This is a genomic window from Streptomyces sp. CB02414, assembly GCF_001905385.1.
Taxonomy (GTDB): domain Bacteria; phylum Actinomycetota; class Actinomycetes; order Streptomycetales; family Streptomycetaceae; genus Streptomyces.
Window position 1 is genome coordinate 703,600 of sequence record NZ_LIPF01000002.1, and the last position, 12,205, is coordinate 715,804.

12 protein-coding genes and 1 pseudogene are annotated in these 12,205 nt (G+C 67.8%); 2 read left to right on the forward strand and 11 right to left on the reverse strand.

All coding sequences use genetic code 11. From position 1 onward, the window contains the following. Window positions 1-100: 100 nt before the first annotated feature. Entirely contained in the window at window positions 101-2,116 is a 2,016-nt protein-coding gene (locus AMK11_RS09420; RefSeq protein WP_073725085.1) for an ATP-binding protein, read from the forward strand. On the opposite strand, the gene AMK11_RS09425 is transcribed toward AMK11_RS09420, so the two are convergent. The 3 genes from AMK11_RS09425 to AMK11_RS09435 all read right to left on the reverse strand — a co-directional run bounded on the left by AMK11_RS09425 (window position 2,103) and on the right by AMK11_RS09435 (window position 3,640). Next, a complete protein-coding gene (locus AMK11_RS09425) occupies window positions 2,103-2,420 on the reverse strand; it encodes a hypothetical protein (RefSeq protein ID WP_143194566.1) in 318 nt (105 codons plus the stop codon). The genes AMK11_RS09420 and AMK11_RS09425 overlap by 14 nt on opposite strands. Window positions 2,421-2,597: 177 nt before the next feature. After that, window positions 2,598-2,798, reverse strand: coding sequence for a DUF397 domain-containing protein (locus AMK11_RS09430; protein ID WP_073725089.1), 201 nt, complete (start codon window positions 2,796-2,798; stop codon window positions 2,598-2,600). Further along, window positions 2,795-3,640 carry a helix-turn-helix domain-containing protein gene (locus tag AMK11_RS09435; protein ID WP_073725091.1) on the reverse strand — a complete coding sequence of 282 codons (846 nt, stop codon included), beginning with the start codon at window positions 3,638-3,640 and terminating at the stop codon, window positions 2,795-2,797. The genes AMK11_RS09430 and AMK11_RS09435 overlap by 4 nt, the downstream gene beginning before the upstream one ends. A 144-nt stretch (window positions 3,641-3,784) precedes the next feature. On the opposite strand from AMK11_RS09435, the pseudogene AMK11_RS38395 reads away from it, so the two are divergent. Continuing rightward, window positions 3,785-4,211: pseudogene (locus tag AMK11_RS38395) on the forward strand (ATP-binding protein); the annotation flags it as partial. Window positions 4,212-4,246: 35 nt separating this feature from the next. Here the strand turns inward: AMK11_RS38395 and AMK11_RS09445 are convergent. The 8 genes from AMK11_RS09445 to AMK11_RS09475 all read right to left on the reverse strand — a co-directional run bounded on the left by AMK11_RS09445 (window position 4,247) and on the right by AMK11_RS09475 (window position 12,180). Next, complete coding sequence (locus tag AMK11_RS09445) at window positions 4,247-4,714, reverse strand: hypothetical protein (protein WP_073725093.1); 468 nt, start codon at window positions 4,712-4,714, stop codon at window positions 4,247-4,249. A 22-nt stretch (window positions 4,715-4,736) separates the two neighbouring features. Beyond that, window positions 4,737-9,296: a DUF6531 domain-containing protein gene (locus AMK11_RS09450; protein ID WP_073725095.1), complete on the reverse strand. Its 4,560-nt coding sequence runs from the start codon at window positions 9,294-9,296 to the stop codon at window positions 4,737-4,739. Between the two features lie 316 nt (window positions 9,297-9,612). Continuing rightward, on the reverse strand, window positions 9,613-9,774 hold the full coding sequence (locus tag AMK11_RS37920) for a hypothetical protein (RefSeq protein WP_158070968.1): 162 nt from the start codon (window positions 9,772-9,774) through the stop codon (window positions 9,613-9,615). A gap of 43 nt (window positions 9,775-9,817) precedes the next feature. Further along, window positions 9,818-10,285 (reverse strand): hypothetical protein, encoded by a 468-nt coding sequence (locus AMK11_RS09455; RefSeq protein ID WP_073725097.1) that lies wholly within the window; start codon window positions 10,283-10,285, stop codon window positions 9,818-9,820. A gap of 33 nt (window positions 10,286-10,318) precedes the next feature. Further along, entirely contained in the window at window positions 10,319-10,786 is a 468-nt protein-coding gene (locus tag AMK11_RS09460) for an SMI1/KNR4 family protein (RefSeq protein WP_073725099.1), read from the reverse strand. Next, window positions 10,783-11,076, reverse strand: coding sequence for a hypothetical protein (locus AMK11_RS09465; protein ID WP_073725101.1), 294 nt, complete (start codon window positions 11,074-11,076; stop codon window positions 10,783-10,785). The genes AMK11_RS09460 and AMK11_RS09465 overlap by 4 nt, the downstream gene beginning before the upstream one ends. A 25-nt stretch (window positions 11,077-11,101) precedes the next feature. Next, window positions 11,102-11,749 carry a hypothetical protein gene (locus AMK11_RS09470; RefSeq protein ID WP_073725103.1) on the reverse strand — a complete coding sequence of 216 codons (648 nt, stop codon included), beginning with the start codon at window positions 11,747-11,749 and terminating at the stop codon, window positions 11,102-11,104. A 98-nt stretch (window positions 11,750-11,847) separates the two neighbouring features. Beyond that, window positions 11,848-12,180, reverse strand: coding sequence for a cupin domain-containing protein (locus tag AMK11_RS09475; RefSeq protein ID WP_073725105.1), 333 nt, complete (start codon window positions 12,178-12,180; stop codon window positions 11,848-11,850). Window positions 12,181-12,205 lie beyond the last annotated feature (25 nt).

The window sequence follows — 12,205 nt, forward strand, 5'->3', positions numbered from 1 at the left end:
CGCGTCCTCCTCCTTCGGGCGACCTCACCGGGTTGCGGCACGCGGTGCGGTGGGAGCAGGGCAGACTGCCCCCACGATCACAGCACAGAAGGGCCCGGTCATGGTCAGGGTGCGGTTGGAGACCAGTCGTGAGCATGTCGCCGAGCTTGCTCGCCTGCGGGATCCGGTCGGCGCGGTCGAAGAGCTGGTGTGGAACGCCCTTGACGCAGACTGCGCACGCGTCGTCGTCACCCTGGAACGCAACGACCTCGGTGGTGTGGACCGCGTCCGGATCCAGGACGACGGCTACGGGATGTCCGCCAAGGACTGCGAGGAGTACTTCCGGCCCATCGGCTCGTCCTGGAAGAGGCGGGCGGAGGGCACGCCGGTCAGGAACCGCGCGCTGCACGGCAAGAACGGACGGGGTCGGGTACGCGCTTTCGCCCTGGGTGCCTACGTCCGCTGGACCAGCGTGAGCGAGACGGCGCTGGGGAGACGACAACTCGTCATCGAGGCCGACAGGCGTTCCATGGACGAGTTCGACATCGGTGAGGCCGAGCCGACGACCGAACCCCGGGGCACGCTGTGCGAGGCATTCGGCGGCGAGGAACTGGACGTGCTCGCTGACGAGCGCGCCAGGTCCTCACTCACCGCGGCTTTCGCCACCTACCTGGAGAAGTACCCGGACGTGCGTATCGATTACGACGGCCGTGATCTCGACCCGGCGGCAGAGCAGCTGCACGCCGGCGACTACGTCCTCGATGCGTCCTCCGGCGGAGGCGGCGAGCCCGCGAGGCTCAGGGTCGTCGAGTGGCGCAGACCGGTCCCCCGCGCACTCTTTCTGTGCGACGCCGAAGGCATGTCCCGTGCCCAGCTCAAGCCGGGGATCCAGGCTCCTGGCTTCGAGTTCACAGCTCACCTGAGCTGGGGCGGCTTCGAGGACGTCGACTCCGAGCAGCTCGCCTTCACCGACTGGGCGCCTGATGGCCCTCTGACCGAGATGCTCGCGGCAGCCCGTGAACAGTTGCGCACGCACTTCCGGGCCCGTGTCGACGAACGGCGACGCGAGCAGGTCGCCGAGTGGCGACGTGATGGCATCTACCCGTACGCCACCGACCCAGCCGACGAGAGGCAGCGGGCGGAGCGCGAGACCTTCGACGCCGTGGCCACCACTGTCTTCCGGCACCTGCCGAAATCCAAGGGCACGCGCAGAACAACCTTCGCACTCCTGCGATCCGTGCTCTCGCACGAACCCTCGGACGTGCTGCGGATCGCGGACGAGCTCTTCGCGCTCTCGAAGCAGGAGAGAGACGAGCTGATCCGGCTCCTGGAAAGGACCACCCTCTCGGCACTGATCAAGGCCTCGACCGCAGTGGCCGACCGCATCGACTTCCTCACTGCTCTGGAGCACCTCGTCTTCGCTCCCGAGACGAAGCCGCGGGTCAAGGAACGGGACGAACTCCACCGCATCCTGGAGGACCGCTGCTGGGTGTTCGGCGAGGAGTACGCACTGCACGTCAGTGATCGCAGCCTCCACGAGGTACTCGTCCAGCACTGCCGGCTGCTCGGCCGCGACGCTCCCGCACCAGGGCCCGTACTGCGCGAGGACGGGCGGCCCGGCCGGGTCGATCTCATGCTGTCCCGCGCCGCACGGCACCGGAAGGGAGAACGCCATCATCTGGTCGTCGAACTGAAACGCCCCGCCGTCGTTCTCGGCATGGCGGAGTTCAGCCAGATCAGCAGCTACGCGGAAGCGGTGATGTCCGACGACCGGTTCCGTGATCCGGCAGTGACCTGGGACTTCTGGCTCGTCGGCAACGCCATGGACAACGCCCTGCGGCAGCTGGCCCACCAGACGGACCGCGTCCCTGGATGCGCAGTCTCCGCCCCCCGCTTCCGGATCATGGTGAAGACGTGGGGAGAGATCATCGAGGACTGTCAGGAGCGCCTGCGCTTCCACAGCGAGCAGTTGGAATACCAGTCCTCCACGGAGCACGCCATGGACTACCTGGTCCGCAACCATGGCGACGCGGTGGCGGAGCTGGTGGGTGACGGGACGATTCCCGCTCCTCGGGACACCGGCGCCCACATCTCTCGAGTCGAGGCTCGAACGGACAATGGGATCACGCCACCATGACTGCCTGCGGAGCAGGCAACGTCACCCCCGAGGCGGAGAAGATGTCGGCGGCGAGCATGGCGTCACCGCGCGCCGCCATCCTGATTCGCAGCGCCTCGGCCGCCAGCCGGTACAGCCCAGGGTCGGCGTCAAAGCCGCCCTCCGCTCCGGGGGCGGACTCGGCCAGCCCCGCCTCGTCGTCCTGGTAGAGGATCCTCTCGTCCACGGTGCCGTCGGGCCGACGGTAGGTGACCTGCGCCGCCGTCAGCCCGTACATCCGCACCGCGACGATCGTGACGTCGCCGTCGGTAACGATGCCCGACACGGTCCGCCCCGCCGTCAGATCACCGAGGCGGAGCCGACCCCGCAAAGGCATCCCCGTTTTCCCCCGCATCCCTTGATCCCGTCCGTGAAGGTGCGGTGAAGGCACCTTCTCCCGATGCCCATGATGCCGTAAGGGAAGAACGGGGTCACGGAGAGCACGGAACCCGCATCGTCTCGATCAGTCGCGCATACCCACCGAGCCGAACGGCGCGACGAACGCGGCCCACGCTTCCGGCGTGAGCGCGAGCCGCGGGCCGGACGCTTTCTTGGAGTCGCGGACGTGGACCGTGGCGGGGGCGGGGGCGACTTCGATGCAGTCGCCGGGCTCGCCGCTGCTGCTGTAGCTGCTCTTGAACCAGTGGAGTTCAGCGGTGCTCATAGTCTCCCCAGTGCTTGCTCGACGAAGGCCTGCGACTCCCGCGGCGTGAGAGCCTGCGCCCGGATCATGCCATAGCGCAGTTCGAGGATCCGGAGGTCCTTGGGGCTTGAGACCGGACGGCCGCTGAACGCCCCGTCGGAACGTCCCATCGCCGTGCCGTCGGCGAACTTCAGCACCTCGATCATGCCTTGCGATCCGGCATGCTCCTGCCTGTCGGTCGGCATGACCTGAAGCGTTACGTTCCTCAACTGCGCCACTTCCAGGATGTGTTCCAGCTGTCGACGCAGCACCATTTTCCCACCGTAGGGGCGTCCGAGCGTCACCTGTTCCTGGACGAAGCTGAGCGTGGGTGGGGGCTCCCTCCTGAGAACGGCCTGCCGCGCTACGCGGGCAGCAGTCTCCCGCTCCACAACGTCGTCGGCGAGCGCCGGCTGCGTCATCTCGAACAGCGTGCGCGCGTACTCCTCCGTCTGCAACAGCCCGTGGATGTTGTGGTTGCTGTACAGCAGCATCTCCACCGACCGTTCCTCCAGTTCGGCCAGCTGCCGCACCTTCTTCGGATACCGCGCCTTGCGCATGTCCTCCATGAAGGCCCTCAGATGCCCCTGTGCCTTCAGTAACTGGTCCGCCCGGTCCAGGTACTCTGGCCGGGGAATCCGGGCCCCGCGTTCGATCTTGCGGACCATGTCCTCGCCGTACCCGAGGGACTCCGCCAGCTCGGACACGCTCACCCCGGCCGCCTCCCGGCAGACCCTGAGCAGGCGGCCCACCGCCTGGACCACTGGCTCGACCTCATCGCCCGGCTCGACGTCCCAGCCCGCCTCGTCGACACCCTTGTCCACGGCTCCTCCTCCGGCGCGTACGCGTACTCGTACTCGTACAACGCCCGGGACAGCCGAGACAGCCGAGACAAAAGCCGGGTCAGTGACGGTACGTGCAGGCGTTGTCACCCATCCACCGAAGCAGGCTCCGCCACGCTGAGTGACGTGAACCAAGAGATCAGTGAGCCTCCGCGCCGCCTCACCGGTCTCATCTGCAACTTCGGCCTCCAATTGTCACCGACACCTTGCGACGCCCGTCTCGCCCGGCTGCTGGCCACCGAGCAATTGCGCCTGTGGGGGCTGCCCACGCAACCCCGCGGAGCTCATCGTCGGGGAGCTCGCGGCCAACGCAGCCACCCATGGCCGCGTATCCGGCCGGGACTTCCGGCTGCTGATGTACGTCGTCGGCGACACGCTCCGCATCGAGGGTGACCGACACGCGTGGTGACCTGCTCCCGTGCCCGCAGCAGACCGCGGCCGACGCCGAGTCCGGCCGCGGCCTGCTGTTGGTGGACGCCCCGCCGACCGCTGGGGAGTCGTCCCCGGCCCGCCTCCGCGCAAAACCGTCTGGGCCGAGGTGGGGACCGGACCCGCCGGGAGACGACGCGCCAACCGGCGCCGTCTCACCTACGACCGGCGCCCCCGTAGAGCCCGCCAGGCGCTCTCAATGGCATCTTCGGTCCGTAGCCACCAGCCTTCCAGTTTGTTCCGCACCGTCATGTACACCCACCGCCGCTTGAACCATGGCGGCAAATCATGGAACGGCACGAATGCCAACGTGTCCCTGATCGGGTGCTCGGCGATACCGCCGGGGCCCTCGGCGCGCAGGGCCGCGAACAGCTCGGGGGTCAACTCACCGTTGCGCCTGGCCGCAGTGCCCGCGGCGGTGTAGGCGAACCCTCGCTGAGCGGGGTCGGACAAGCGCATCGCCCTGATGATGCGGGGAGACGCCTGTTGCAACGAGCAGTGGAAGGCCAGTCCGATCACGGCCGTGCCAAGGTGATCCGCTCCGCGTTCGAAGGCGGCGTCCACTTCGGCGGGCTCGTTGATGCCCAACAGGCCCTCGCCGCTCTCCCAGTCCCACTCGGAGGCCATTACCGCCCCTTCTTTCCGTCTTTCACTTGTCACACTTGGGCGGCGGAAGCACCCGTTGCTTCTTGATGTTGTCGATCATTTTTGCCTTCTTGAGCTTGGTGAGATCACCCTGCGTGACGCTCTTCGACGGATAAGAAGACTGAACGTGCCCGTGGTAGAGCTCCTTGACAATATTGCCTTCCTTGTCGGTGATCGCCCGGTGCCGGTCCAGCACAACGATCTCGTTGTTCACATGGTCCACGCCGAGGCGCCGGGTGACGTCAGGGTTGTTCGGGTCCATGTCGATGGACCGGTCCAGCGCGGCTTGGCCGTTGCTGGGTGCACGGCTGACCTCGCCCTTGGCCGATGAGCTGGAGCCTGCGCCGTGCTTGCTGTACTCCGAGTCGTCGTAGACCCGTTCCGGGCCGGCGTCGTCCTCCAGGCCGAGCGGGTCGCTCCAGCGAAGCGGGTTGTCGACGTACGCTTGGTGGTTCGGAGCGGGAGCCAGGCCGAGCGGGTCGGGTGACAGGTAGCTCGCGCTGTCCGGGTCGTAGTAGCGCGACAGGTTGTAGTGCAGGCCGGTTTCCGCGTCGCGGTATTGCCCGGGGAAGGACAGCGGACACAGGCCGCCGTCGTCGGTCAGAGGCCTCCCCCACAGGCTGGTGGCGGACCGCCAGGCGATTGCGCCGTCCTCACAGACCAGCTCGCTGGGGGTACCGGCCAGGTCGGTGACGATCGCGTAGAACTGCCTGTCGACGTCCCCCTGGCCGTCGGTGCGCCACCGCCTCCGCAATTGGGCAGCCACCCGGTGGGTGCCCGGTTCCCAGTCCCAGGTGTCGGTCTCCACCAGCCCGTTCCGGAGCGTCTGCTGTTCCGCGAGGTTGGTGGAATCCCAGGTGAAGAGAATTTCGTCGGCGACCGCCCCGTTCTCGTCCAGCCGCGCCTTGGCGGTGCGTCGCCCGAGGACGTCGTAACGATAGCGCCATACACCACTGTCCGGCGTCTCGGCCTCAATGAGCCGGTCCTCGGCGTCCCAGGTGTACGTCCAGATCCTGCGCAGCCCGGACAGCGTTCGCCGGATCACTCGGGCCACGCGCCCCTGGGCGTCGTGCTCGTATGTGCTACGGCCCGCCGCCGTGGCCTTCGTGCCGGAGTGCCGCAGTGTGCCCTGCGCGTCCTGTCCACCAGGAGCGGGGTGAGTGGCGGCAGTGAGGTTGCCCAGCTCGTCGTAGGCGTACGTCTCGGTCCAGGTACTGGCCGACACGTGGGTGACACGGCCGACGCGGTCGAGGCCGAACCTGCGGGTGCCTCCCAGCCGGTCGGTGATCGCGGTGACGTGGCCGTCCCCGCGGTAGGCGTACGAGCGGACCTGGCGCACGTCGGCACCCCCCTGCGTGCCGGCACTGATGGCCTGTTCGACGAGGCGGTGCCCGGCGTCCCAGGACTGTGTCAGCATCGCTGCCCCGGCCAGGCCGCGGGCGGTTTCCCGGCCGGCCGCGTCGTGGGTGAAGGTCAGCTCTCCGCCGTCGGTGACGAGCGACGTGGGCAGGCCCGCCGAGTCGTACGACCAGCGCGAAGTGGCGCCGGACGGCGTAGTGCGCCGTGTCCGTCGGCCCAGCAGGTCGTACTGGCTGGTGACCGTCCGACCGTCAACGGTCTCGGTGACGATCCTGCCCAGGGTGTCGTAGGTGTAGGCGACCCTACTGTTGGAATTCACGGCTTCGGTCAGGCGGCCGACGACGTCGTAGCTCAGGGAGGTGACGGCACCGTCGTCCGTCCGCGCCGTCAACACCCGCCCGGCGGTGTCGCGGGCGAGGTGAACCCTCTGCCCGGCGCCGTTGGTCCGTTCGATCTGGCGGCCGGTGGGATCGAGGACATAGCCGAGTGTGCGACCGTTGAAGTCCGTTTCGCCGATCAGACGGCCTGCCGTGTCGTACTGGTAACTCCATTCCTCGCCGAGCGGGTTGGTCACACCGACAATTCGCAGCTCCGCGTCATGTGTGAAGCGGTAACAGGTGCCGTCCGGGTCGGTCCGGGCACTCGGCAGGTCGAAAGCGCCGTACTCGAAGGCGGTGACGAAGCCACCAGCGTCGCGGTGCGAGGTGAGATTGCCCTCGGCGTCGTACGACCATGTCTCCCGACCGCCGTCGGCGCGCTCCCGCCACAGCAGCCGACCTTCCGGATCCCACCCCTGCCTCACGCTTCCGCCGACCGGGTCGTCGATCCGCACGACACGACCGAACGCGTTCCGGTGTGCGGTGACGAAGCTCCCGCGCGGGTCAACGGCGCGCACCTGGAGCCCGGCGTCATCCGTTTCGAAGCGGAACGTGTTGCCCAGCGCGTCGGTCTGCGCGACCCGGTGGCCACGGTCGTCGTAGGTATACGAACTCACCGCACCCAGCGGATCAGTGCTGGTGACGAGGTTGCCTCGATCGTCGTAGGCGCATTCCCAGCGCGCACCGTCCGCTTCCGTGATGGCGACGGGCAGCGCATCGTCGTACTCCAACTGAACGCTAGTCCCGTCCGGTCGGTCCATCCGGAGCGGCTGGCCGTGCGCGTCCAGCGTGAAACGGGTGGTGTTGCCCAACTCGTCGGTACGGGAGAGCAACCGTCCGAACCGGTCCCACTCCGTGTGTGTGTTGTGACCGAGGGGATCGCACACAGTGACCAGTTGGTACAGCTCGTTGTACCTGTACGTCGTCGTGGCGCCGAGCGCGTCCGTGTAGTGCGTCTCGCGGTTGTCGGTGTCGTACTCAATCGTGCAGGAAAGGCTCCCGTCAGCGCCTTCACCACGAACACAGCGGTCCAGGGAGTCGTAGGTGAAGCGGTACCAATAGCCATTTCGATCGGTCCACGACGTGATGCGAGCACGGTCGTCGTACGAGAGCCTCAGTGGCCGCCCGCTCGAGTCGTGGATTTCGGTGAGGTTTCCTTCAGGGCTGTAGCCGAAGTCCCGTAGAAGCGTGCCCTCGGGGCCGTCCTCCGTGTTGCGCAGCCGGAGGCGGGTGACACGTCCGTCGGATGTGTCAACGTGCACGTGTCGACCACCGGAGTCGCGCACCGCCACTGGGGTGCCGTCGGGGTCGCGAACGAAGTCGACGCGGTAGCCGTTGCGGTCGGTGATCGCGGCCAGGGGCAGTGTGAACACCTCGTCCTTCGCAGCCGACCGTGACTGAGGCGCGAAGTGACGAGTGATTCCCGTGATGGGATCGGCGATGCGAAGAGGGGCACCCGGTGTGCCGTCCCAGTCCAGTGACCAGCGCGGGCCCTCCATCGGCATGACGGAGGTGCCCGGTCGAGGCACCGGGTAGAAGAGCAGCATGCCGTCCTCGGTGGCGAAGACGGCGCCTTCGTCGTCCAGCTCCAGGCGTTCGTCCAGGGTGGAGGCCCAAGACGGACCGAAGCAGCGCCCCCACTGGTACGTGGACAGGTAAGTGCGGCGCAAGGCCAGAGGGAGCAGGCCGGGAAGTTCGACATCGGTGTGCTCCATGAGCATTTCACCGGAGACCATGTCGATCGGGTCGCCGTTCTTGCAACGGCCCTTGGATGGCTTCGCCTTGGCCGCGGCATCATCGGCTTCCCTGCGCAGCCCCTTACCAAGCCCCTTTGCCATGGCCTTAAGGCCACCCGCGCCCAGCGCCTTCGCCCCCCTTGCGAGACCACCTAGAGAGGTGAGCCCCTTCATACCGGGTATGCAGTCCAGCGCGGCGAACCCGACATCCCATAGTGACGCTTGGCCCTTGCTGTATTTGTTGAGCGTGTCGGCGAGGACGACGAGGGCCGCGACCAGGACGATCGCGCCCAGGATCGGGCCGCCGATGATCATCGCGACGATGCCGACGACCGCGACGACGACCTTGCAGACGGCGACGATCTCGTCCCAGTTGTCGGTGAACCAGTCGCCGACCTCCTCCCACCAGGACCGGTTCTGGATGCCGGCGTCCGACGCCTCGTCGATCTTCGTCTTGGCCTCGCGGGCCGCGTCCTCGCGCATCTTGCGCGCGTCCTCGGCCATCTTCTTCGCCGCGTCCAGCGCGCTCTGCGCGTCGTCCACGGCCGACTGGGCGTTGGTCTGGGCAGTCCTGGCGTGCTGGACGTCGCGGGTGGCGGCGCGGACCTTCGCCTCGTCGGGCTTGTCGGCGTCCGACTTGCTGCCGGTCGGGTCGTCCTTGTACTTGTCGGCCTCCTTCGACGCCCGCGTCACCCAGGACTCGGCCGAGGACAGCCTCGACTGGGCGGAGGTGAGGTCGTCCCGGGCCTCCCGCGCCTTGCGCAGCGCCTTGTCGGCGAGGGTCTGCGCCCGCTCCAGCTTCGGCCAGAAGTCGGCGAGGGCGTCGCCGCACATGCCGTAGGACTTCTCGAGTTTCTTCAGGTTCTTCGGTACGCCCGAGAACTCCTCCTTGAAGACGGCGGCCGACTTGCCCGCCCACTCCTCGAGCGCGCCCTCCCCCGCCATCCCCTTCACCAGACGCAACGCCTCGGACACGTCGTCGGCGAAGTCGTGCAGCGTCTTCGCGAGCGTGCGCACCCGCTGCGGATCACCGGGGGTCGGGTCCTTGTCCAGGTCCAGGACATGCCAGTCACTCGGCCTGTGGCCCGCCATCCCCGTTACCCCCGTCAGCTCACATGTCGCATCAGCAACCACCCGTACGCACATGTGAACTTACAAGGGGCGGCGGTTCGATGAAAGGCGCTCCCGTTCCTAGTTCGACTCACGGAGCACCGGTCTCAGCAGGCTCAGTCGTGCAGACCCGGGAGCGGCACCACACCGGGGAATGCCGTCACTGTGGCGCGGACGTCCATGTTTCCTCCCTGATCAGGTGCACGGGTGTTCATGTCCTCTCGGGCGGGCTCGGAGCCGGTCAGTGCCATACCTCGGGGATCAGGGCCGCCGCGACGTGATCGACTCCTACCATCCTCTAGGGATCGAAGTGTCGGATCTCGAAGTGGAAGTGCTCGGAGAGGGTGGGGCGGTCCGAGGGGAAGCCATCGAGGTCCGTCGACGCATAGGCACGGTCCGCGTCGTGGATGACGTCCACGATCCGGGCTCCGCCCGTGACCGCTCCGCACAGGTCACTCAAGCAGTCCGAGACACCGTGCAGTGCGGGTGTGGAGGACGCGGGTTCATCGGCTGCTCACCGTCTTCCAGGCGTCGATCACCGCGTAGGTCGAGCTCAGTCGCCACGCGTCCAGCTTGTTCCGCACCGTTGAGACGACGCTCCAGCACTTCAGCCACGTCGGCAGTCGTCGGAACGGTACGAAGGTCAGGGTGTCGTCGATGGCGTTGATCGCGGCGCTCCTGCGACCCAGGCCTTCCGCCCGCAGTGCGGCGTACAGCTCCGGCGTCAGTGAGCCGTTGAGGCGAGCCGCCGTCCCTGCCGCGGTGAAGGCGAACCCTCGCTGGGCGACATCCGGGAGTCGCGTCGCCCTGACGATCCGGGGCGACGCCTCCTCCAGCGAGCAGTTGAAGGCGAGCCCGATGGCAGCCGTGCCGAGGCTTATCTCTCCGCGCTCGAACGCGGCGTCCCATTCCTTCGGATCGTTCAGGGCCAGCAGGCGTTCTCCGGTCTGCCAATTCCAGTCGGGCGTCAAGGTCAACTCCCTGCTTCCAGCGCGTTCACTGCTTCATCTGCTCCAGGCAGTACGGACCGGGGCCCGATACCAGTCTTCTCCGTCGCTCGACAGGGCGCTGCGAACACAGGATTCGAGGGCTGGCGACACCAAGTACCGCTCGTCCGTCTCGTGGTCCCATACGAACACCCCTGCGCGATGAGGCCGGCAGGCGAAGGCGAACTGGTCTCCGCCGCCGCTGTCGCCGAAGAACAGGAGGGAATCGAAGGGCAGGTACAGCGACCGGAACTGATCGTCACCGCGGAAGGCGAGATTGTCGCTGAGGATCCGTTCCGCGGGCCAGACCACCTCGGTGCCGTACGTGTCCAGCAGCCCGTCGCTCTCCAGGAGGAACGCGGTGAGTTCGCCCGGGAGAGCGAGTCCCAGCAGTTGCTCGAGCCGTTGCAGGGCCTGGAGCTCCACAGGCTCGCGGGAGAGCGCCGACGGGAACTCCTCGATGATGTCGCGCCAGGTCGGTGTCATTCCGGCAGCGTCCAGAACGGTGAGTCCTTCGCCGGGGCCGGGTGGACCGGCGGGCGGGACTGGTGGTGGTGCTCGTCCGGGCCGTAATAGGCGGGCAGGGCCCAGAACTCCGGGTGCTCGTGGCACATGAGGTCCGGGTACGGATCGATTCGCGAGTTCGCGTACTGCCTGTTGATCCTGGCGACGGCCTCCGGGCGGGAGATGCCGCAGCTTTCGACGAGTACGTCCGCCATGTCCCGGAAGTACTCCAGCATGCCCTCGTCGAGGTCGAGTACGAACTCCTCGGTCATCGGAAAGCGCCCTGTTCCCCTCAGTTCAGCCCACGAACCGGAACGTGGACGTGATCGCGTCGAATATGTCGAAGAAGGAGTCGGCGAGGTCGAGGACCTGGCTGCTGCCCGCGACCAGGGCGACCTTGCCCTCCTGGCCGGGGACCGGGATGTACGTCTGCATCAGGACCGCGCGGACGGTGCGGTTCAGGGCGTCGCCGGGGACGGGGATGTCCTCGACGCCCTGGGTGCGGGCCGCCGGGCCCACGCCGGGGATGTCGACCGTCGTCACCTTGCGCCAGGAGTCGCCGGGCTTCCTCGCCTCCTTGACTGCGAGTTGGGCGGCGATGGCAGCCGGGTCGTTGGGGAGGGGGTCGCCGGAGGACGTGCGGCCGCCGACCAGGGAGACCGTGACCGAGCCCGTGATCGGGGTGTCGCCGCCGAAGCTCTCCGCCATGCAACCGCAGTACAGCGCGCCCGACTTCCACGCGTCGGACGCCGCCTTCTGAAGGAAGGTGACGTACGCGGAGCGGGAGGGAGCCAGTTCCGGGTACTGGCGGACGCGGTCGTCGACCATGCGGCGGATCGAGTCGTCCCGGGACTCCGGGCGTACGTCGAACTCCCACCAGGATTCCGGCACCTTGATGCGGAAGCCGCCGCGCTCGACGGTCAGCGCCTCCGTGTAGCGAGCCATGGTGTACCCGGCCTCCCCGTTCGTCAGTTCGTCAGTAGCTCGTCAGTCGATCCGATGTTTCGACATCGTCCCACCGATCGCCTCACCGGGTCGCCGGGCTACCCCCGCTTCGCCACCGTCAGCAGCACCGCCGCGTCCTCCAGCGCCTCCAGGCTGTGGCGGGCCGGCGGGATCAGGAGGAGGTCGCCGGTCCGGCCCTCCCAGGACGTGTCGCCGCTGGTGAGGCGGACACGGCCACGAAGGACCTGGACGGTGGCCTCGCCGGGGTTCTCGTGCTCGGCCAGCGACGTGCCCGCGATCAGGGCCAGCAGGGTCTGGCGCAGGACGTGCTCGTGGCCGCCGTGGACCGTGGTGGCGCTGCGGCCGTTGGACGCGAACGCGGCCTGTTCGAGGTGTTCGCGGGCGAGTGCGTCGAGGGAGAGTTTGCGCATGGCGCAAGTTTCGCCGGGCGCCCCG

Bases quoted from the DNA above. Each gene is read 5' to 3' on its own strand.
- AMK11_RS09420 (WP_073725085.1), top strand. From the start codon at position 101: ATGGTCAGGGTGCGGTTGGAGACCAGTCGTGAGCATGTCGCCGAGCTT.
- AMK11_RS09475 (WP_073725105.1), bottom strand. From the start codon at position 12,180: ATGCGCAAACTCTCCCTCGACGCACTCGCCCGCGAACACCTCGAACAG.
- AMK11_RS09465 (WP_073725101.1), bottom strand. From the start codon at position 11,076: ATGACCGAGGAGTTCGTACTCGACCTCGACGAGGGCATGCTGGAGTAC.
- AMK11_RS09470 (WP_073725103.1), bottom strand. From the start codon at position 11,749: ATGGCTCGCTACACGGAGGCGCTGACCGTCGAGCGCGGCGGCTTCCGC.
- AMK11_RS09445 (WP_073725093.1), bottom strand. From the start codon at position 4,714: ATGGCCTCCGAGTGGGACTGGGAGAGCGGCGAGGGCCTGTTGGGCATC.
- AMK11_RS09460 (WP_073725099.1), bottom strand. From the start codon at position 10,786: ATGACACCGACCTGGCGCGACATCATCGAGGAGTTCCCGTCGGCGCTC.
- AMK11_RS09430 (WP_073725089.1), bottom strand. From the start codon at position 2,798: ATGAGCACCGCTGAACTCCACTGGTTCAAGAGCAGCTACAGCAGCAGC.
- AMK11_RS09450 (WP_073725095.1), bottom strand. From the start codon at position 9,296: ATGGCGGGCCACAGGCCGAGTGACTGGCATGTCCTGGACCTGGACAAG.